14 protein-coding genes, 1 other RNA gene and 2 pseudogenes are annotated in these 18,984 nt (G+C 43.7%); 10 read left to right on the forward strand and 7 right to left on the reverse strand.

What is annotated here, in order from left to right:
* Window positions 1–44 precede the first annotated feature (44 nt).
* The gene (rnr, locus tag MBEAL2_RS21700) at window positions 45–2,369 is read left to right on the forward strand and encodes a ribonuclease R (RefSeq protein ID WP_047154332.1); all 2,325 of its coding nucleotides are present in this window, start codon (window positions 45–47) and stop codon (window positions 2,367–2,369) included.
* A 62-nt stretch (window positions 2,370–2,431) separates the two neighbouring features.
* Here rnr and MBEAL2_RS21705 read toward each other — a convergent pair whose 3' ends face one another.
* Complete coding sequence (locus MBEAL2_RS21705) at window positions 2,432–3,172, reverse strand: SDR family NAD(P)-dependent oxidoreductase (RefSeq protein WP_047154333.1); 741 nt, start codon at window positions 3,170–3,172, stop codon at window positions 2,432–2,434.
* A 136-nt stretch (window positions 3,173–3,308) separates the two neighbouring features.
* On the opposite strand from MBEAL2_RS21705, the gene smpB reads away from it, so the two are divergent.
* Both smpB and ssrA read left to right on the forward strand, forming a co-directional pair.
* Window positions 3,309–3,773 carry an SsrA-binding protein SmpB gene (gene smpB / locus MBEAL2_RS21710; RefSeq protein ID WP_047154334.1) on the forward strand — a complete coding sequence of 155 codons (465 nt, stop codon included), beginning with the start codon at window positions 3,309–3,311 and terminating at the stop codon, window positions 3,771–3,773.
* 102 nt (window positions 3,774–3,875) lie between these two features.
* Window positions 3,876–4,240: a transfer-messenger RNA gene (ssrA, locus tag MBEAL2_RS30520) on the forward strand.
* 251 nt (window positions 4,241–4,491) lie between these two features.
* Here the strand turns inward: ssrA and MBEAL2_RS30525 are convergent.
* The 3 genes from MBEAL2_RS30525 to MBEAL2_RS21720 form a co-directional block, all read right to left on the reverse strand.
* Window positions 4,492–4,659: an MFS transporter gene (locus MBEAL2_RS30525; RefSeq protein WP_082130088.1), complete on the reverse strand. Its 168-nt coding sequence runs from the start codon at window positions 4,657–4,659 to the stop codon at window positions 4,492–4,494.
* 355 nt (window positions 4,660–5,014) lie between these two features.
* Window positions 5,015–5,530, reverse strand: coding sequence for a DedA family protein (locus MBEAL2_RS21715; RefSeq protein WP_236692977.1), 516 nt, complete (start codon window positions 5,528–5,530; stop codon window positions 5,015–5,017).
* 478 nt (window positions 5,531–6,008) lie between these two features.
* Entirely contained in the window at window positions 6,009–7,295 is a 1,287-nt protein-coding gene (locus MBEAL2_RS21720; RefSeq protein WP_052947902.1) for a bifunctional DedA family/phosphatase PAP2 family protein, read from the reverse strand.
* 293 nt (window positions 7,296–7,588) lie between these two features.
* Here MBEAL2_RS21720 and MBEAL2_RS21725 point away from each other — a divergent pair, with 293 nt between their 5' ends.
* The 4 genes and pseudogenes from MBEAL2_RS21725 to MBEAL2_RS21740 all read left to right on the forward strand — a co-directional run bounded on the left by MBEAL2_RS21725 (window position 7,589) and on the right by MBEAL2_RS21740 (window position 12,907).
* On the forward strand, window positions 7,589–8,143 hold the full coding sequence (locus MBEAL2_RS21725; protein WP_047154336.1) for an RNA polymerase sigma factor: 555 nt from the start codon (window positions 7,589–7,591) through the stop codon (window positions 8,141–8,143).
* Window positions 8,144–8,650, forward strand: a complete 507-nt coding sequence (locus MBEAL2_RS21730; RefSeq protein WP_047154337.1) for an anti-sigma factor family protein — start codon at window positions 8,144–8,146, stop codon at window positions 8,648–8,650. It begins immediately after the preceding gene.
* Window positions 8,651–8,745: 95 nt separating this feature from the next.
* Complete coding sequence (locus MBEAL2_RS21735; protein WP_047154338.1) at window positions 8,746–9,513, forward strand: hypothetical protein; 768 nt, start codon at window positions 8,746–8,748, stop codon at window positions 9,511–9,513.
* 308 nt (window positions 9,514–9,821) lie between these two features.
* Window positions 9,822–12,907, forward strand: a pseudogene (locus MBEAL2_RS21740) (efflux RND transporter permease subunit).
* 206 nt (window positions 12,908–13,113) lie between these two features.
* On the opposite strand, the gene MBEAL2_RS21745 reads toward MBEAL2_RS21740, so the two are convergent.
* The 3 genes from MBEAL2_RS21745 to MBEAL2_RS21755 all read right to left on the reverse strand — a co-directional run bounded on the left by MBEAL2_RS21745 (window position 13,114) and on the right by MBEAL2_RS21755 (window position 15,691).
* Window positions 13,114–14,112 carry a hypothetical protein gene (locus MBEAL2_RS21745; protein WP_047154339.1) on the reverse strand — a complete coding sequence of 333 codons (999 nt, stop codon included), beginning with the start codon at window positions 14,110–14,112 and terminating at the stop codon, window positions 13,114–13,116.
* Window positions 14,113–14,123: 11 nt separating this feature from the next.
* Entirely contained in the window at window positions 14,124–15,170 is a 1,047-nt protein-coding gene (locus MBEAL2_RS21750; protein WP_161798267.1) for a phosphodiester glycosidase family protein, read from the reverse strand.
* 233 nt (window positions 15,171–15,403) lie between these two features.
* Entirely contained in the window at window positions 15,404–15,691 is a 288-nt protein-coding gene (locus MBEAL2_RS21755; protein ID WP_047154340.1) for a putative quinol monooxygenase, read from the reverse strand.
* A 209-nt stretch (window positions 15,692–15,900) separates the two neighbouring features.
* Between MBEAL2_RS21755 and MBEAL2_RS21760 the strand changes: the two are divergent.
* From MBEAL2_RS21760 to gnd, 3 genes and pseudogenes are all read left to right on the forward strand, one after another.
* Window positions 15,901–16,077, forward strand: a pseudogene (locus MBEAL2_RS21760) (glucose-6-phosphate dehydrogenase); the annotation flags it as partial.
* A gap of 93 nt (window positions 16,078–16,170) precedes the next feature.
* Window positions 16,171–17,508 carry a glucose-6-phosphate isomerase gene (locus MBEAL2_RS21765; RefSeq protein ID WP_047154342.1) on the forward strand — a complete coding sequence of 446 codons (1,338 nt, stop codon included), beginning with the start codon at window positions 16,171–16,173 and terminating at the stop codon, window positions 17,506–17,508.
* A 31-nt stretch (window positions 17,509–17,539) separates the two neighbouring features.
* A complete protein-coding gene (gene gnd, locus MBEAL2_RS21770; protein WP_047154343.1) occupies window positions 17,540–18,955 on the forward strand; it encodes an NADP-dependent phosphogluconate dehydrogenase in 1,416 nt (471 codons plus the stop codon).
* The last annotated feature ends 29 nt before the right edge of the window (window positions 18,956–18,984 follow it).

The raw sequence follows: 18,984 nt of genomic DNA on the forward strand, positions 1-18,984 counted from the left end.
CAGGCCGACCCGCCTTTTATATTTTCGTAAAGGAGAGGACGAGCATGCCGAGAGAAGAAGATATTTTGCTCTTTATGCGCGAGCAAGCGTATCGTCCAATGACGGTGAAAGAACTGGAAGAAGCGTTTGGCGTTGATTCCGCAGGTTCTTTTAAAGAGTTCGTAAAAGTGTTGAACCAGTTGGAGAGTGCCGGAGAGATTGTTCGAACGCGGACAGACCGCTTCGGTGTTCCGGAAAAAATGAATTTAACCCGCGGGAAACTGCAGGGGCACGCGAAGGGATTCGGGTTCGTACTTCCCGAGGATAAAAGCATGCCGGATATTTATATCCACGCAAATGACATGAACGGGGCGCTAAATGGCGATATCGTGCTTGCCCGTCTGAACCAGAACAGCAACGGTCCGCGCCTTGAAGGTGAAATTGTCAAAGTAGTGGAGCGCAGCAATCAGAAAATCGTCGGCAGGTATCAGGATGAAAAACACTATGGGTTTGTTATAACGGATGATAAGCGAATCCCCAAAGATATTTTTATTCCTAAGGGAGAGTCGATGGGGGCCGTCGATGGGCACAAGGTTGTCGTCGACATCGTGAAGTTTCCGGAAACCGGCCGGGGAAACCCGGAAGGGAAAATCATTGAGATTCTGGGCCATAAAAACGATCCGGGTGTCGATATTTTGTCGATTATTCGTAAATACGATCTGCCTGAAGCGTTCCCGGAGGATGTTATGCGGGAGGCAGAAGCGGTGCCGGAGGTTATCAGTGAGTCGGAAATCCAGGGGCGCCGCGACTTGCGCGATCGTGTCATGGTGACCATCGACTCCGCCGATGCGAAGGACCTGGATGACGCCGTGTCGATCGAAACGCTGGACAATGGCAATTACCGGCTTGGCGTTCATATCGCCGACGTTAGCTATTATGTAAAGGAAGACTCAGACTTAGATGTAGAGGCTTTCCGCCGCGGGACGAGTGTCTATCTGGTTGATCGGGTCATTCCGATGCTGCCGCACCGCCTCTCAAATGGGATTTGCAGTTTGAACCCACAAGTCGATCGGTTGACGCTTACGTGCGATATGGAAATCAACGCCGAAGGAACCGTAGTGAAATACGACATTTACGAAAGCGTGATTCGTACAGATGAGCGGATGACTTATAAGGACGTATACAAAATTCTCGAAGAAAATGACGAGGAACTCATCGAGAGGTACAGGGAACTGGTGCCGCACTTCCAGGCGATGAAAGAGCTGGCCCTGAGACTCCGCAATTACCGGATGGAGCGTGGTGCGATTGACTTCGACTTCGGGGAGGCGAAAATTCTCGTAGACGAAGAGGGAAAGCCGACGGAAGTAAAAATGCGCGAGCGGACGATTGCGGAGAAACTCATTGAAGAATTCATGCTGAAGGCGAATGAGACGGTGGCCGAGCATTTCCACTGGATGCGCGTTCCATTTATTTACCGTGTTCACGAGGATCCGGATGCAGACCGCCTCCAGACGTTCCTGGAATTCGTTACGAATTTTGGCTACTTCGTCCGTGGAAAGGCGAGTAATATTCATCCCCGTTCGCTTCAATTATTGTTGGAAGAGGCGAAAGGAACTCCGGAAGAAATCATCATTTCCAAAGTGATGCTTCGTTCCATGAAGCAGGCGAAATACGATGCAGAAAACAAGGGGCACTTCGGGTTAGCAGCCGAATACTATACGCACTTCACGTCTCCGATTCGCCGTTATCCGGACTTAATTGTTCATCGGATGATTCGTGAATCGCTAAAGCCGGGCGGGTTCACGCCGGAGCGGATCGAAGAGTGGCAGCAGAAGATGCCTGTTATCGCAGAGCAAACGTCCGAGCGGGAGCGTAACTCGGTTGACGCGGAGCGGGAAACCGATGATTTGAAGAAAGCGGAATTTATGCTCCGGCACATGGACGAAGAATTCGATGGGATTGTCAGCAGTGTCGCTTCGTTCGGGATGTTTATCGAGCTGCCGAATACGATTGAAGGCATGGTCCATATTAGTAATCTAAGCGATGATTACTATGATTTCCACCAGAAGCAGTATGCCCTGGTCGGTCAGCGGACAGGAAGAATGTTCCGCATTGGGGATGAGGTGCGCGTGCGTGTGTTAAAGGTGGACGTTGATGAGCACACGATCGACTTTGAAGTCGTCGGGCTGAAGAAAAGCCGATCCGCGGGACGCGGAGAGGGAAAAAAGGCGAAAGTGATTGCTGTTACCACGAGCGACCGGAAGCACAAGGGAAAAGGAAAAGTGGCGCAGGGGAAGGATAATCCTTTCTGGATGGATGTTGTGGCAGAGAAGAAAAAGAAGAAGAAGCTAAATGTGCCGAAATCCGCGAAAAAGAAAAAGAAGAAATGAGAAAAGAAAAAAGGAAGAACAGTCCTTCCTTTTTTCTAACGTTTTTGACCTTGCGGTCTTAATTATTGGGCGGTGTAGCCGCCGTCAACGAGCAGGGATGCGCCGGTGACGAAAGAAGCGTCGTCGCTGGCGAGGAATTTAACCGCCTTCGCGATTTCTTCAGGCCGGCCGAGGCGGCCGATCGGATGCCTGGAAACGAGGAAGTTCCGCGCTTTTTCATCCAGATCCTTGAGAAGCGGTGTTTCTATATATCCCGGACAAACGGAGTTGACACGAATGTTATCTTTAGCATAATCAAGTGCCAGCGTCCGGCTCAAATTGACGACACCCGCTTTGGCTGCCGTATACGACGTGACGCCCGGCTGGCCTACGTGACCGAGGATAGAAGCATTATTAATGATGCTGCCGCCGCCTGCTTTTTGCATCTCCGGAATGACATGCTTACAGCAGAGAAACACGCCGGTCAGGTTGATTCCAATGAGCTGGTTCCACTTGTCCAGGCTTAATTCTGCGGCAGGCGTTATGTCGCCAATTCCGGCGTTGGCGAACAAGATATGAACGCCGTCGAATTCCTCCACTGTGCGTTGGACCATTTGCTGAACATCCTCTTCCTTGCTGACATCGACTTTTACAAACAGGGCCTGCTGGCCGGCTGCTTTTATTTCTTCTGCCACGCGCTGGCCGTCTTGTTCGTTATAGTCAGCAACAACAACGCTCGCACCTTCACGAGCGAGTTCTTTTGCGCTTGCTTCACCGATTCCGCTGCCGCCTCCGGTAATGATCGCTACTTTTCCTGCAAACATAGGTTGATTCCTCCTCCATGTATTTTTTCCTTCTTATGTAATTTCTCTAACGGGTGGGCGGATCTCCTCCTTTTTTAAACGGTTCTTTTTGTGGTACTATGTATACACATAACCAATGTAGATGAAGGAGAACGCCATGGGCAAAGAAGGAATCAAAGTCGTCGCGCAAAATAAAAAAGCGCGGCATGACTATTTTATCGAAGAAACATACGAAGCAGGCATTATACTCACAGGGACGGAGATTAAGTCAATTCGCAACGGGCGGGTGAATTTAAAGGACAGCTACGCGGGGATCCGCAATGGAGAAGCGTATCTTTTTAACCTTCACATTAGTGAATATGAGCAGGGAAACCGGTACAATCACGACCCGGTGCGTGTGCGCAAACTATTGCTCCATCGTGGTGAAATCGCCAAGCTGCTCGGCCAGACGAAGATAAAAGGAATGTCGCTCGTACCGCTGCGCCTGTATTTAAAAGGCGGTTTTTGCAAGGTCGAGATTGGCCTGGCAAAAGGGAAGAAGAATTACGATAAGCGTGAATCGCTGAAGGAGAAAGATGCCCAGCGTGAAGTGCAGCGGGCGCTGCGTGAAAGAAACAGGTAAATAGGGGCGGTATGTTGCGAAATATATCAAAATGTGCTATACTGTAAACATAACTGAATAAGTTATGAGTGCTCTGATTTCCCAGGAGCGACCTTCCTATATGGGGGCGTTCTGGATTCGACGGGGATGGTTCGAGCATGAGTAGCGAGCCGGTGGGTTGCGATTCCGTAAACAACGCAAGCGTAAATACAAACGCTAAAGAACAAAACAACTTCGCTTTAGCTGCCTAATAAGCAGTAGCGGTCTTATCTCTCCATCGTCCATGTGGCGGGAATAAGACTCAACCTTTAGTGGACTACGCCTAAAGCTTCCGTCTGGAGCTGAGGGAAGAGACTAATCAGACTAGCCTATCAGGTAGTGGGTTACCTGGCAGCCCGGTAGGCGAATCAACCACAGGTAACTGCGCTCGGAGAAGCTTATGTCATCGGAGTCTTCGGACGTGGGTTCGATTCCCACCGCCTCCACCAATACATATGTGTGGAGCAATTTTTATTTGTATAAAAATGAGCATAAAACAATGTTAGTAATTAACTAAAACAGCTTAAAAACATTATTATTATAATGTTTTTAAGCTGTTTTTACTATAATAGTAGAATATTTTTATTTTTTGTTTAAATACAAGTGTGCAGACGCTTAAAAAAAGCTTGTTAGACATTGTTTGTCATATACCCAATATAAACACTTTGCCGTAAAATAGCGGGCTAATGTAATTGACGTTTTACTCTACCTGGTTCCTCAAAAAGAAGGAGAGAAGAAGTGCTGCTACGATAGCCAACATACCATTAAAGTAAAAAGACGCTGGAGTCCCAAATCGCTCCCAGATAAAGCCGGTAATTAAAGAAGCTAATAACCCTATTCCTGTTACCATGGAGTATAGTCCCATCATGGTACCCTTTAAATCCTGTGGGGCAACATCAGCGACAAGCGCCTTCTCTACCCCCTATAAAAGATAACCAGCCGCCAGAACTTTTTTCCTTCCCCATTTATCGGAAAGGTTCCACTTCCATATATCATGAGATAAGCAATGACGGCCCCGAGAGCAGATCCGAGCATATCCATCATCTGCTGGATTCCGAAGGAACGTCCATGCTTTCTTTATCATACCGAATCACATGCAATCGCCAATATAAGAAGAGTGGTTACCACGATAATGTACCAGGAAGTTTCCAAACTTTCTAAGTGGAGAATGAAAAAAGGGCTTTAGTTTATTCATTAAAATCAATTCACATACCTCCTTATCACTATTTCAAACGTTCAGAGTTGCGTCGAGTATAAAAAAGGCCGTATCCTACAGCAAGGATAAGTAAACTAATAAAAATGTACCACCGGTATTGTCCCACTAATCGACTGATTTCTTCTGCATTACCTTTATATAGCTGGCCAAGAAATAACAGGATGAACGCCCATGGATATACCCCTATAAAAGTAAGAAATCCATATTTCCACCAGCTTATTTTGCTCATACCAGCAACATAAGAAATATAACCTACTCCTAACAGGCGGGAAAATAGAATGCTCCATTCCCCGTATTTATGAAACCAGCGTTGCCCTTTTTGGAACTTCTTAGAAAATCGTTTTTTGATTTTCACTTCCAATTTATTGCTAACGATATAAGGAACAAAACTAAAAACCGTGCAGGTAATACTCATCCAAAAAGACATTAACACTATTTCAGGCAAAGTGGGGTGTGAAAAATATCCGTAAGTTGGAACAACGAGAATACTCGGAAACGGGATAGATAACCCTTCAATAGCCATTACCACTAATAAACCCACCATTCCCAATCCGTTTAAGAAGCTTAAAAGGTACTGTATCATCCTTATCCCTCCCTTAATACGTAGACCGAGATGGAACCATATACACTCATCAGGCCCCAAGTAAAGGCGGCGCCAGTATGCATGAATGAAAGGTAACAGACCCGTTTTCAGAGCGAATATTCTCACCAGTGAATTTTCCCCTTTTTATTCCATTGTTATTCCTTATCGGCTAGAAGTCTGCGAATCATCAACCAGATACTCAATCCGATTACAATCGTGATAAACAAAATCCGTGTGTATGCACGGAAAATTCAACGACTTGAAAAGCGGATTCAGGACTTAGAAAACCGAAGCTTGTAATCATCCGTGTTCTTTTTTTGTGAGAGAGAGGACGCCGTTCTTTTACGGTGTCCTCTCTCTTGTTATATGATTCTATCCTTTAAGTAAAGTGAACGTACTTACTAAAAAGACGTTGAAATTATGAATGTACATCTCTGACCTTATGCAGCAAACGGTTGATTTCCAGTAATACAATGTTTAAGCTCAACCATACGCCCCCAAAAACGTAACCGGCTACCACATCGCTCGGGTACTCCACTCTGATATACAAACGACTTATTCCGATGAGAACAAGGACAAGAAAAAAGCTGATGCTTACAAAAAGCTTTCCCACTCGGCTTTTGAGATGCCGAAAAAGTAAAAAGGCAGTGAATCCATAAACAACCGTTGCCATCAGCGTATATTCACTTGGAAAGGTGTACGAAAGAGGTTTGGTATGTGATACCAACGGTGGTGAACGGTGGAAAATACGTCGCAATGCTTCTTCAAAAAATTCTGCACCGAGAAAGACAAAGAAAAGAAAGAACGTTTCGACTCTTCGGTTTTTCCCCATAAGGAAAATCCCCACAAGCGAAAGGACACCAAATGAAATTAGAACCGGTAAAGATGCCAAGTAAGAAAAGGATATCCAGCCTGGAGTAAAAAATAAGGGAACAAGAATGCTCACAACCTCATCAAACTGCCTGAACTCGTTTGCCAGAAGATCCTGAATTAGACTGATCATGGCAATGAAAAGAAAGACCCCAATTACCAATACTGCCGTCACAAGAAACCTCACACGCCCAAGAGAATGAAACGTATCCACCAATCTACTAAGGGTCTCTGTTAGGGTCTCTTTTATTTGCTCCTTGTTGTTTTTATATACCAAGTAAAGAACAATCGCCACAGCAGCCACAATCCCAGCGATAATTAAATACTTCTTGATTACACCGTGGAAATGTTCCCATTGCGGTCCTAAAACTTTGCCAAGGGTAATAAAGGTGGCAGTCCAAATAAAGGCACCTGTATAGGCATAAAGGGCAAAGGTACGAAAAGGCAAACGGTTAATCCCAGAAAAATAGCCGGTGAAATGCCGGATGCCGGGAATAAAATAGGCAATGACCAACAGCTTGTTTCCATATCGGCTGAACCAACGGGAAACTTTTTCTAACCTCTCGGGACCCAAATGAACGTAGTGACCATATTTGTGAAAAAAAGGCGTCCCCAATTTAAACCCGATCCAATAAGAGAGCGTGATCCCGATTGCAGTTCCGCTGAAAGCTGCGAGAATACTTAGTATCCAGTTTAACTTGCCTTGATAAACCAGGAGACCCGCGTAGCTCATCACTGCTTCTCCTGGTAATGGGAGGGCAAGAAGTTCTAGCATAAGGGCGACGAGTAAAACTTCATATCCATAATGATTAATCCATGTTGTTAAGTGCTCCAAAAATTTCCCTCCCCTATGTTGACTTCATAAAATTGATTCGTTTCTTCCTTCCTATTTTCCCAAAACTTATACCATTATTATCCCCAAGTTAACATTATCTGTCATATAAAAAATTTTTTATCGATACGAACTTTTGGACATAAAAGAATCGTCCTTTTTATATAAGAGCGAATGAATACAAGTGTTCAGTGAGTTTTGGTTAGATGCATTTATTTATTTCCTTTGCTATGATCAGGGAAACAGTGGACATTGAACCGATTTTCGTTTGAAATAAGAGTATGGAGGGTTGTATCATGGTCAATCCCGATATAGAACCTGTGATTCAATCCGCCATGCAGGGGAATCGGGAAGCTTTCACAGAGATTGTGCGTCGATACCAATCCTTTGCTTTCCAGTTAGCCTATGGAATCTTACATGATCGCATGGAAGCAGAAGATGCTGTGCAGGAATCCTTTACGAAAGCATTTTTCTCGATAAAAAAGTTAAAAAGTGTGTATGCTTTTCATTCATGGTTATCCCGTATTGTCACAAACATTTGCCTCGATCGTATAAAAAAACGACGCGCTACGATTCAAACAGAAGATATCGAAAGCATAGTAGACGTGTATCCCTCTGTTCATCAAGAACAGTTAGAATCGATGGATCGTCTTTCGCTGCAAGAGGCAGTTGCTAAGCTTTCCCCTGAGAAACGAGCGGTGGTGATTCTTCGGGAAGTTCATGGATTTGATTACCAGGAGATTGCCAATATCCTATCGATTCCATTAGGAACGGTGAAATCCAGGTTGCGGGATGGGCGCTTACAGATGCGTAATTTTCTTTTACAACAAGAAGACGAGGAGGAAATATAATTGAGGGATGTACACGTTGTCGAACAATTATCAGAGTTCCTTGACGATGAACTCTCAGAGGAAGAAAATCAAAGGGTTTCAGTTCACCTGGAATCCTGTTCATCTTGCCGAGCCGTTTTTCAAGATCTTTCCTTTTTATCTACATCGATTCACAAGGAGTGGGTTACGTATGATGCCTCGGACGATCTTACAGAGCGAATCTTTGCTGATATCCAACAATCCGAAAATATGTTTAGTAAAAGCCGGTGGATATTCGGCTTCGTACTTGGTACCCTTATGAGTGTCCTCGCTGTATTCACCTGGTTCTTCTCCCAGTTGGGGTTACTTGAAGGGAGAGTCATCTATTTATTCATGCACGTTGTCTCTGAATCTTTATCGGTGTTACCTTCACTTGTCCTAGAGAACACCGTTTTATTTGGGGAAATCTTATTGATTAGCGCCGTTCTCATCACGTTGAGCATTTGGAGTTTAAACAAACTATTGAGAAATTTTGCTGTAAGTGGGTGAGTATGTGAAAAATTTACTAAAAAAAACCCTTCCTTACATTGTGGCGATGTTATGCCTATTTTCTTTTTCTTTTCGCCTCTTCCGGCGGATTTGTTTTGGCGGGACAACCCAATACGATGATTCGAAACGCACCTACAAATATAGCTCAAGGGCAATCAATGGAAAGCTTGGTGGTGATTGGTCATGATGCTATCATTTCTGGAACCGTTACGGATACCGTGTTTGTCATCCAGGGTGATGTCCATTTAACCCGAACTTCACATACAGGCGTCGTCATTGCTCTAGGTGGTACGGTGACAGAGGAAACCGGAGCGAAGGTACTCGATAGCATTAGTCTTGATTTTAACAATACCTTATTGAATAACACGCTAATGGCACTCATGATTATGGTTGGATTCTGGGGAATTCGTATCGCCCTTAGTGTTCTATTGGTCATTGTGCCCATTCTTATTGTTCTAATTTTCCGCAACCGTCTACAAAAACCAATCGATATACTAAGACAGTCTCCCATCAAATTAGGTGTCATTGGTCTTGTGTTATCTATTTTAATTTCCGTTGTGAGTAGTTTGATTGGACTGACTATTATTGGCTTGCCAATCACCATCATTCTTCTCCTTGTCCTATTCTGTGCAGCTGCCTTTGGATACGCTATAGTTGCCTATTACATTGGCGATTTTCTTTTCCAAGAAAGGTTTAAACGGGATGAAGTTTGGTTCTCGACCTTAACAGGGGCTACCTTAGTGACGGCTTTAAGTAATCTTCCGCTTCTTGGCTGGATTCTGCTTCTTATGGTTCTGTTTGTCTCCGTTGGTGTTGCGGCTGTTTCGCTTTGGCAAAGACGAATGAAAACTGAAAATCAGTAATTCATTTCATTAAAATGGCCGTAGGTATTTGGTTAAACCATCATGAAATGGTTGTAGATACAATGTAAGTGAGGAGTCCTCCACCCAAAATCCTAAAGGCTTGGGTGGGGGATTTTTTAATGAATGAAAAAAACTTTTTTATAAGACCGAACTTTTTCGTCCTTTCCTACAGTCTTATTGAATGAACGGCTAATAAAGGATTTTATGCGCGCAAGAATTCTAAAGCTCAATATAAGACTACGATGAGGAGGGGAATTTGGAGTTAGATTTAATTCCAAGAAACTATGCAAAAAATAATTCAAGCTTCTATGCAAAGGGCAGTGCTTCTTTTGGTCTGCATCGTGCTCATTGTTGCATGGGGTGCGATTTCAGCATTCCAAATGCAGCGTGACTACCTGCCAAGCATTAATAATACAACCCTGCTTGTTTCACTTCGTGTTCCGTCGTACCAGGCGGATCAAATCAAGAAGACAGTGACGGATAAAGTAGCAGACGCTGTTCGTACAGCGGACGGACTTACCAATGTAGAGACCACCTCCTATGATGGCGGACTTCTCATGAATCTTTATTTCCCAATGGATTACGATATGGCGAAAGCACAGAGTCAGGTGAAACAAGCGTTAGAAAGCGCTGATTTGCCGGATGGTGTCAATCAGCCAACCGTTACGCGTCTGACAACGAATTCCTTTCCGATTTTAAGCTATAGTCTCACCAGTGACCGTATGGATGGAAATGCCCTCCGCTCTACGGTTCAGACAGCCATCACAAAACAATTGAAATCAGTTCCTGGTGTTGCTAATGTACAAGCAGTAGGGGCAGCCAACGATGGGTATGTCATTACGGTGCGTATGAATGATTTACAGAAAAATGGAATGACAGTAGATGATATAAACAAATCGCTTACAACTGCCATGCCTGCCTGGGCATCCGGTAAAATTCCGAATGGAAAGGCTTCGATCCCGATTCGTATTGAGGGGTTAAACTGGAGCGATCAGCAAATTCGGGATATCGCCATTCAAAATAAACAGGGCAAGAAAATCCCGTTATCTGCCGTTGCGGATGTGTCTCATTCCCTGACCGATGTTAAGACCGTTTCAAGAACGAATGGAAAACCAAGTGTACTGCTGAATGTATTAAAAGCACCATCAGCTAATATTACAGATGTTTCAGATCGCGTACAGCAGCGGATCGCTCAAATCCCTGCCATCAAAGATGGAGATGTTTCTCTTACTATGATGCTTGACCGAGCACACGAGTTAAATGCTTCCTTAATGGGATTGGTTCGTGAAGGTCTGCTCGGATGTCTGTTTTCCATGCTTTGCGTCTTCTTCTTTTTCCGAAATGTGCGTTCGACCCTGCTTATCGCAGTGTCTCTTCCCATTTCACTGCTGGCGACAACGGCGGTCCTTAAGTGGGCGGGCATTACGCTTAATATTCTCACCGTATCCGGTCTTATTGTTGCGATGGGAAGAATTGTGGATGATTCGATTGTTATCTTAGACAACATGTATCGAAGAATACAGGAATCTAAAGCGGATAACGGAAAATCTATGCTGCACACAACCGCTTCTGCGGTCAATGAAATGCTGCCTGCGATTTTCGCATCGACGGCAACCACCATTGCCGTGTATGTACCGATTGCCCTGGTAGGCGGTGTGATTAGTGCTTCCTTTTCCGGATTCGCCTGGTCAGTTGTCACCGCGCTGGTGGTTTCCTTCTTTGTCGCTATGCTGGTTATCCCGTCCTTTTTCTTTATGGGCTGGAAGGGAGTCACGGGCGAATCGGTCACACTGGAATCAAAGATGAAACCACTTCTGCACTTTGCTTTTCGAAACAAGAGACTGGTCATTCTCACTTCCATTGTGATCTTTGTTGGAGCTGGGATTTACTCCGCTTTCTTACCTGTTAACTTTTTACCAAGTGCAAAATCAGGTCAGGTTGCAGTGAAAGTTGAACTTCCTAAAGGAAGTACACTCGGTCAGGTTGATGCAGAAGTGAAAAAAGTGGAGGACACTCTTAAGGCGAATCCAAATGTAGCTGCATTCTCTGCGACCTTCGGTTCAAGCTTTGAACCGCAAAGTGACGACGTATTTGATCAGGGTGGTGGCTCTATTGCACAGCCAAATGTCGCCAACCTATCGGTCACACTGAAGGATAAAAATCAACTGAATTCTTTTATTCCAAGCCTTCAGTCTTCACTTTCGCCCCTTTCAAACAAAGTCATCTATACCGTGTCGAATCAGAACATTTCCGGTGATGATTCACAGTTAAAAGTAATGCTTACCGGTCCGGATCAGAAATCGGTGGATGATGCAGGACAGAAAGTCCGGGCTGCCTTAGCTCAAGTTTCAGGACTCAGTGTAGATGGTAAAGTGGATATGACAAACGGAACACCAAAATATATGGTGGCACTGGATCAAAATAAAATTGAGCAGGCTGGTGTCAAACTGGATGATATTACACGTGTCCTTTCACGTTATTTTACCCAGCCTAAAGACTTTTCGATTACAACGAGTGCACTCGCGATTCCTGGTGATATGTATCTTGATCAGTTGCAGGAAAAAGGCAACGGGGGGAACGATGCAGCAACACTGATGTCTTCTCTTGCTAGTGAAGCGTTCACCGCAAAGAATGGACAAAAAGTTCGTCTCGATCAGCTTGCAACGATTTCGCAGAATCATACTCCTTCTTCTATTCAGGAGCGTGATGGACAACCATATACTGCTGTAACCACTCAAATTATATCGAACGACATGAGCGGTGTGTCTGCGAAAGTACAACAAACCCTGGAGCAGACTTCCTTACCGAAAGGTGTCTCATTCTCTTTAGGTGGAATTTCAGAGCAGGTTACACAAATGATTATCGATATGTCGATTGCCTTAGCTTTCTCTGTACTGCTTGTATTGCTCATTACAAGTGCTGTCTTTAAAGGGTGGAGAGCGCCTCTAGCTGTTCTCTTAAGCATTCCTATGGCATTGAGCGGGGTTGTATTGAGCCTGATTCTTTTTGGAGGAGAATGGAACCTGGCTGCCTTAATTGGGGTGCTCATGTTGGTTGGTATCGTAGTGACAAATGGGATCGTGATGATCGACAAAATTGAGCGTAATCGTCTGGAAGGAATGGAACTTCAGGAGCTACAATTCGAGGAAGCTTATCTCGGGTACGCCCAATCTTGATGACGGCTGGAACGACCATTTTAACCCTTCTGCCGCTGGCATTTACACATAGCACGGATACAGTAATCTCCCAAACACTCGGGATTGTCGTGATTGGCGGAATGATTACCTCAACGCTCAACAGCTTTCTTGTCATTCCTGTGATTTATGAATGGCTGCAACGCAAGACAAACCAAAGAAAAAATCAGGCACCAGAGGCAACACAAAATCTCATCTAGTTAAAATCACCGCTATATAATCCCAAGATAAAAAGACGGTTATAATCCGTCTTTTTATCTTTTACTTATAGGGGGTTTTGTATGAACATACCCCTGCGTATCATGATTGTCCTGATGCTTATCAGGTGGCAAGGATTAAGAGTTGGTGTTGGAGTTGGAGGGAAAAATCAAGGTGCCCGTTATCTTTGTGCTGGATCAAATTTTCTTTATAAGTTGATAAGTGTTGTACCTGATGGCGACGACTTGAACAGCACATTATTTTTTATGCTTGCTTGTCCTTCTTCAGCTATCGTTGTTTCCTTGTTAGTTTTCAGATCCACATAATTCGCATCCCCAACACGTAGGAGTGTTCCATCTTCTTTGACAAGCAGACGATCGGGCTTAACCGGCTGATTTAGGTCGATAATTTTATTCGAAGTCCCCTGTTCATACGTGTAAACGGAAGTAACGTTGCCGGCAGCATCAAGCTTGCCGTAATACAGCGTATCATTAATCGCTCGAAGCGGCACCGCATTCTTTTCGATTCGATGGGTCCCCTTTTCGTTCCGGCTATGCAGGTAAGGAATGCTCTGTTTTACATCTTCAAAGAAAAGCTCATTTTTGGTGGATGCCATGAGAACATCATCAATATAGTAACTGCTGATATCCACCATAGTAAAGTCCCCGCTTGTGCCGACATGATAAAGCTTGGAGATTTTTTTGTTGCCAACCAGTATATAAATATCGTTCGTAAAAGGGCTAAATGTCATCTTTTTAAACGTCGAAGTGGACGATACCGGACCGATAGTTCGTATGGTTCGAACGTTATTCGTTGAAAGCATCGCTGTTTTTACGATCAGTTTTTTATTCGAACCTCTTCCTTTACTGATTCCAAGCAGCAATCCGTTATCCTGAATCCATGTTATATAATCGATCTTGCCTTCATTGCTGAGCGCATATACCTCTTTGTTGTTCGTTACGTCTTTTACATGAAGTGTATTCTGCTCATCAACATATGCAGCCAAATTCTTGCTGTCCGATAAGGCCACCTGCTCCGTCTGCCCATCAAAAAGTTTAACCGGGTCTCCATTCGATCCGCCGGTTTGGTATGAAACCGCGGCTGCAGCCGGCCCATTGGCTCCCCTAACCAGCAGGTGATTATAATAAGAAAATACCCCGACTTGAATTCCCGTTACAATTAACAAAAACCAGATAATTTTTTTCATGTTGCCTCCTCCTATTCCGGCATAACGATAAATGAAGTAGCGACTTTTCTTTCTCCGAGCACATCACTTGGTTCATTCACCAGTTTTCCATTATATACCATTGTAGTAGAAGAACCTCCGTCCAGGTTAACTGCGGTGACAGCTCCGTATTTCAACATGAGATCCTGTATATCATGCAGGGTTGCCCCCAGGTTCTGGGGTCCATGGATAAAGCGGCCGTCTGTAACAACAAAAATGATGGTACCGTCGGCCTTCTGACCAATCGCAGTACGGGGAGCATTGCCCCAGCCTCCATTGCCGCGAACAAGCCCTTGCCCGTCCTTAACAAGAATCGGCCCAAATGACAGAGCTTCATTAACTCCCATATCCTGCAGTTCTTTCGCCGAATATTTTCCCGAAATCAAAGAACCGTTTGAGGTGATACCAATAATATTGCTGTTTTCACTGGTCACGTAATATTTTCCGTCATGAATGGTTGTCCCAAGAGGATTTCCCCCGGTTCCATGCCAGCCAACATCATGGAACGATCCACCGTTAACACCAGCTACCGCTTTGTTATCACGCACCATTTCGCTCACTGTTTGGCCAACCTTGCCCATTTGGTTTGTGACTGCAACTTTGATGCGCATCGGATCACGAACAAGCATAATCTTTGCCGAGTACGTATTATCTTTGTAATCATCAACTTGGATGGAACTATCCTTAATACCGCCAAAATCACCCAGGCTGGTTACGTTCCCGCTGCTATTAATAGTAGGCTGCCCGGTTCCTGCAGCATATTTCGCAATTTCCGCCGCAGAAACAGTATTCAGTGAAAAGAGAGAGATCCAAAGCTTTGGATGCTGTGTAGTCCCGAGCGATTGGAGTGCGTAATCTGTCACATTTTGGTAGGGTCCCTTGAAAACAAACAGGGCTGTAGAAATATATATATAACATAGTCCAAGGAAGAGAGAAAATACTTTTCTTTTGAACTTTTTCTTTGGTTTTTTTCGGATAACTCTTTTCTTTGCAGCTTGTGGTTCTTGTTCAATGGGCTGTTTTACAGGTGGTTTGTACAAAAAATTCCCTCCTTCTCTAGATATCGTACAACACGAGTAGTTTATCATTGTTTTCTTAGAACGGAATGAGAAAAAGCACACCAGGCTTGAGTTACAATCACATGCTTACTATTTTAACAGACATCGGGCGGAAGTATGGTTATATGAATATTAAGAAATAAGTTTAAGCCGCATAAATAGCCCGGTAGATACTCTACCAGGCTCGGTCGTTATTAGTATAAAGTACTTACTAATTATTCGATTGTTTTCATCTTATACACTTCTCTGGTTGAAACGATGTCGGAGATGTTGTCTCGGTATTCTTGATAATGACTGGACTGAATATGGCGCTCTACTGCTTCATTGTCCTTCCATACTTCATATAGAACAAATGTATAATCACCAACAGATTGATGGAGGTTATACTTTATACAACCAGCTTCTTCCCTGGATGCCGCTTGAACTTTTTTTAGTGCTGATAACAACTGTTCCTGGAAGCCCTCTTGTGGTTTTAAAATGGCTGTGATGATGATTGGTTCCATTTTTTGTCCCTCTTTCTTATTTAAGATGTGCTGTCTAGATTTATATTATAACAACAAATGTCTTTGAAAAAGGACTTTCCTACTGGCTGGATTCCTTACTTTAATTAAGTGTGTACTTACAAAATAATGTTATACACGTTATAGTAAAATCTGTACAAGTGAAAAAAGAAATCGAGCATTTTTCTTCCAGGAGAATGTTTTATAAAGAGAAAGTTGAATTGTCCTGGAAGTGGGTACAACCTATTTTAGAGGCGTTTGAGGAAAATCTTTTACCTCTTCATCTATATCAGGCGGGCTCACTGGGTCCAGAGGTTTCACATCAATTATTGGAAGAGGACGGATTTAAGTGGTGGCAAGATAAAAATCGTGTTGAGGCTTTGGTGTGATTTTACAACTCGATGATTAAATTAAGGTCAGAAGTTCAAACTAAATGAGATGATATTGACAGTATTATTTTTAATTGAAAAGGGAGATGTTATATGACTATTTCTTTTGATTACTCTAATGCATTATCTTTTATGGAAAAGAGCGAAGTCAATCATTTGAGTGAATTTGTGGAAGTCGCTCACAGTATGCTTCATGAAAAAAAGGGGCCAGGCTCCGATTTTCTTGGCTGGGTTGATTTGCCACTCCGCTATGATAAAGATGAATTTACGCGAATTAAACAAGCTGCTGAGAGAATCAAGAATAGTTCAGATGCTCTCATTGTTATCGGTATTGGGGGTTCCTATCTAGGCGCACGAGCAGCGATTGAAGCCTTATCCCATACCTTCCATAACCAAATGAACAATACAACACAAATCTATTTTGCCGGCCAGAATCTTAGTTCCACTTATCTATCCCATTTGTTAGAAGTGTTAGAAGGTAAAGATATCTCTCTTAACATCATTTCTAAATCTGGAACAACGACGGAGCCTGCTGTTGCTTTCCGTATTTTCCGTGACTATATGGAGAAGAAGTATGGAAAAGAAGAAGCGAAAAAGCGTATTTACGCGACCACTGACCAGGCAAAGGGAGCGTTAAAAAAGCTCGCCGATGAAGAAGGATATGAATCCTTTGTGATTCCGGATGACGTGGGGGGAAGGTATTCCGTGCTTACAGCCGTTGGTCTTTTGCCCATTGCGGCTGCCGGACTTGATATTGACCGGATGATGGAAGGAGCAGCAGAGGCTTGTCGTAAATACAACAACGCGGACCTGTTGAATAATGAGTGCTATCAGTATGCTGCAGTACGAAATGCGCTTTACCGTAAAGGGAAGGCCATCGAATTACTTGTTAACTATGAACCGTCTCTTCATTATGTATCCGAATGGTGGAAGCAGCTGTTTGGAGAAAGTGAGGGAAAGAACCAGAAGGGCCTTTTCCCTGCATCCGTTGATTTTACAACGGATTTACATTCGATGGGCCAATATGTACAGGAAGGCCGCCGGAATCTTATTGAAACAGTGCTGCAGGTAAAGAAACCTAAAATTCAGTTGACGATCCAAGAAGATCCGGATAACATCGATGGATTGAACTTCCTGGCTGGTAAGACGATGGATGACGTTAACAAGAAAGCTTTTCAAGGTACCCTTTTGGCCCATGTTGATGGGGGAGTGCCTAACTTGCTCGTTGAATTGGATGAAATGAACGAATATACGTTTGGTGAAGTGGTGTATTTCTTTGAAAAGGCGTGTGGTATCAGCGGACATCTGCTTGGTGTGAATCCGTTTAATCAGCCGGGGGTCGAAGCTTACAAGAAGAATATGTTTGCCTTGTTAGGCAAGCCTGGCTTTGAAAAGGAAAAAGAGGAACTCGAGAAGCGTTTATCCAAGTAAGCTAGTTAAAATAAATAAGAGGTGATTATGAATGGCAGAACAACAAATTGGCGTGATTGGTTTAGCCGTGATGGGGAGAAATCTTGCTTTAAATATTGAAAGTCGGGGCTACTCTGTTTCTGTTTACAACCGTTCAGCTGAAAAAACAGAGGAGTTTTTAAAGACAGAAGCGGAAGGGAAGAATTTTGTGGGCACCTCTACCATTGAAGAATTTGTAAATTCTTTAGAGAAGCCGCGTAAAATTTTATTAATGGTAAAAGCGGGTGGGCCAACGGATGCAACCATTGATTCGTTAAAACCTTACCTTGAAAAAGGAGATATTCTTATCGATGGTGGAAATACGTTTTTCCAGGACACGAGGAGACGGAACAAAGAATTAGAAGCAGCGGGTATTCACTTTATCGGTACAGGTGTTTCAGGTGGAGAAGAAGGAGCATTAAAAGGCCCTTCCATTATGCCGGGCGGCCAGAAAGAAGCGTATGAACTTGTAGAACCGATTTTAAAGGCGATTTCAGCAAAAGTAAATGGAGATCCTTGCTGTACATATATTGGGCCGAACGGTGCCGGGCATTATGTAAAAATGGTTCATAACGGCATTGAATATGGGGACATGCAGTTGATTTCGGAAGCTTATTTTATTATGAAGCATGTTCTTGGCTTAGATGCCGGGGAACTTCATGAAGTGTTCGCAGAATGGAATAAAGGTGAATTAGATAGCTATTTGATTGAAATTACAGCAGACATTTTTACGAAGGTAGACGAGGAAACAGGCAAACCGCTTGTTGACGTGATTTTAGATACAGCTGGCCAAAAAGGGACAGGGAAATGGACCAGCCAAAGTGCTTTAGATTTAGGAGTGCCACTTCCGATTATTACAGAATCTGTGTTTGCCCGCTTTATCTCTGCCATGAAAGAAGAACGTGTAAAGGCAAGCAAGCTTTTAAAGGGGCCGGAAGAAAAGGCTTTCGAAGGTAACAGGGAAGAGATAATTGAAGCTGTTCGTAAAGCTTTATATATGAGTAAAATTTGTTCATATGCCCAGGGTTTCGCGCAAATGCGTGCTGCTTCCGAGGAATATGATTGGAATCTTCGTTACGGTGATATCGCTATGATTTTCCGTGGCGGTTGTATCATCCGTGCCCAATTCCTGCAAAAAATTAAGGAGGCTTATGATCGTGATCCTCATTTAGCAAATTTATTGTTAGACCCTTACTTTAAAGAAATTGTAGAAAGCTATCAATCTGCACTGCGTGAGGTTCTAGGTATCGCAATCCAGCGCGGTATTCCGGTGCCATCATTCTCTAGTGCTCTAGCTTACTACGACAGCTACCGTACAGAAACGTTACCGGCCAATCTGCTGCAAGCGCAGCGTGATTATTTCGGTGCACACACATACCAACGTGTAGATAAGGAAGGTGTTTTCCATACAGAATGGTTTCAGAAATAAGGTTTTGATATATGTAAATCATATTAGAT

Origin of the sequence: Aneurinibacillus tyrosinisolvens, assembly GCF_001015055.1 — a bacterium.
Taxonomy (GTDB): Bacteria; Bacillota; Bacilli; order Aneurinibacillales; family Aneurinibacillaceae; genus Aneurinibacillus_A; species Aneurinibacillus_A tyrosinisolvens.

Excerpts from the sequence above, each read along its gene's own strand:
- rnr (WP_047154332.1), top strand. The coding sequence starts at position 45 with ATGCCGAGAGAAGAAGATATTTTGCTCTTTATGCGCGAGCAAGCGTAT.
- MBEAL2_RS21705 (WP_047154333.1), bottom strand. The coding sequence starts at position 3,172 with ATGTTTGCAGGAAAAGTAGCGATCATTACCGGAGGCGGCAGCGGAATC.
- smpB (WP_047154334.1), top strand. The coding sequence starts at position 3,309 with ATGGGCAAAGAAGGAATCAAAGTCGTCGCGCAAAATAAAAAAGCGCGG.
- MBEAL2_RS30525 (WP_082130088.1), bottom strand. The coding sequence starts at position 4,659 with ATGATGGGACTATACTCCATGGTAACAGGAATAGGGTTATTAGCTTCT.
- MBEAL2_RS21715 (WP_236692977.1), bottom strand. The coding sequence starts at position 5,530 with ATGGCTATTGAAGGGTTATCTATCCCGTTTCCGAGTATTCTCGTTGTT.
- MBEAL2_RS21725 (WP_047154336.1), top strand. The coding sequence starts at position 7,589 with ATGGTCAATCCCGATATAGAACCTGTGATTCAATCCGCCATGCAGGGG.
- MBEAL2_RS21745 (WP_047154339.1), bottom strand. The coding sequence starts at position 14,112 with ATGAAAAAAATTATCTGGTTTTTGTTAATTGTAACGGGAATTCAAGTC.
- MBEAL2_RS21755 (WP_047154340.1), bottom strand. The coding sequence starts at position 15,691 with ATGGAACCAATCATCATCACAGCCATTTTAAAACCACAAGAGGGCTTC.
- MBEAL2_RS21765 (WP_047154342.1), top strand. The coding sequence starts at position 16,171 with ATGACTATTTCTTTTGATTACTCTAATGCATTATCTTTTATGGAAAAG.
- gnd (WP_047154343.1), top strand. The coding sequence starts at position 17,540 with ATGGCAGAACAACAAATTGGCGTGATTGGTTTAGCCGTGATGGGGAGA.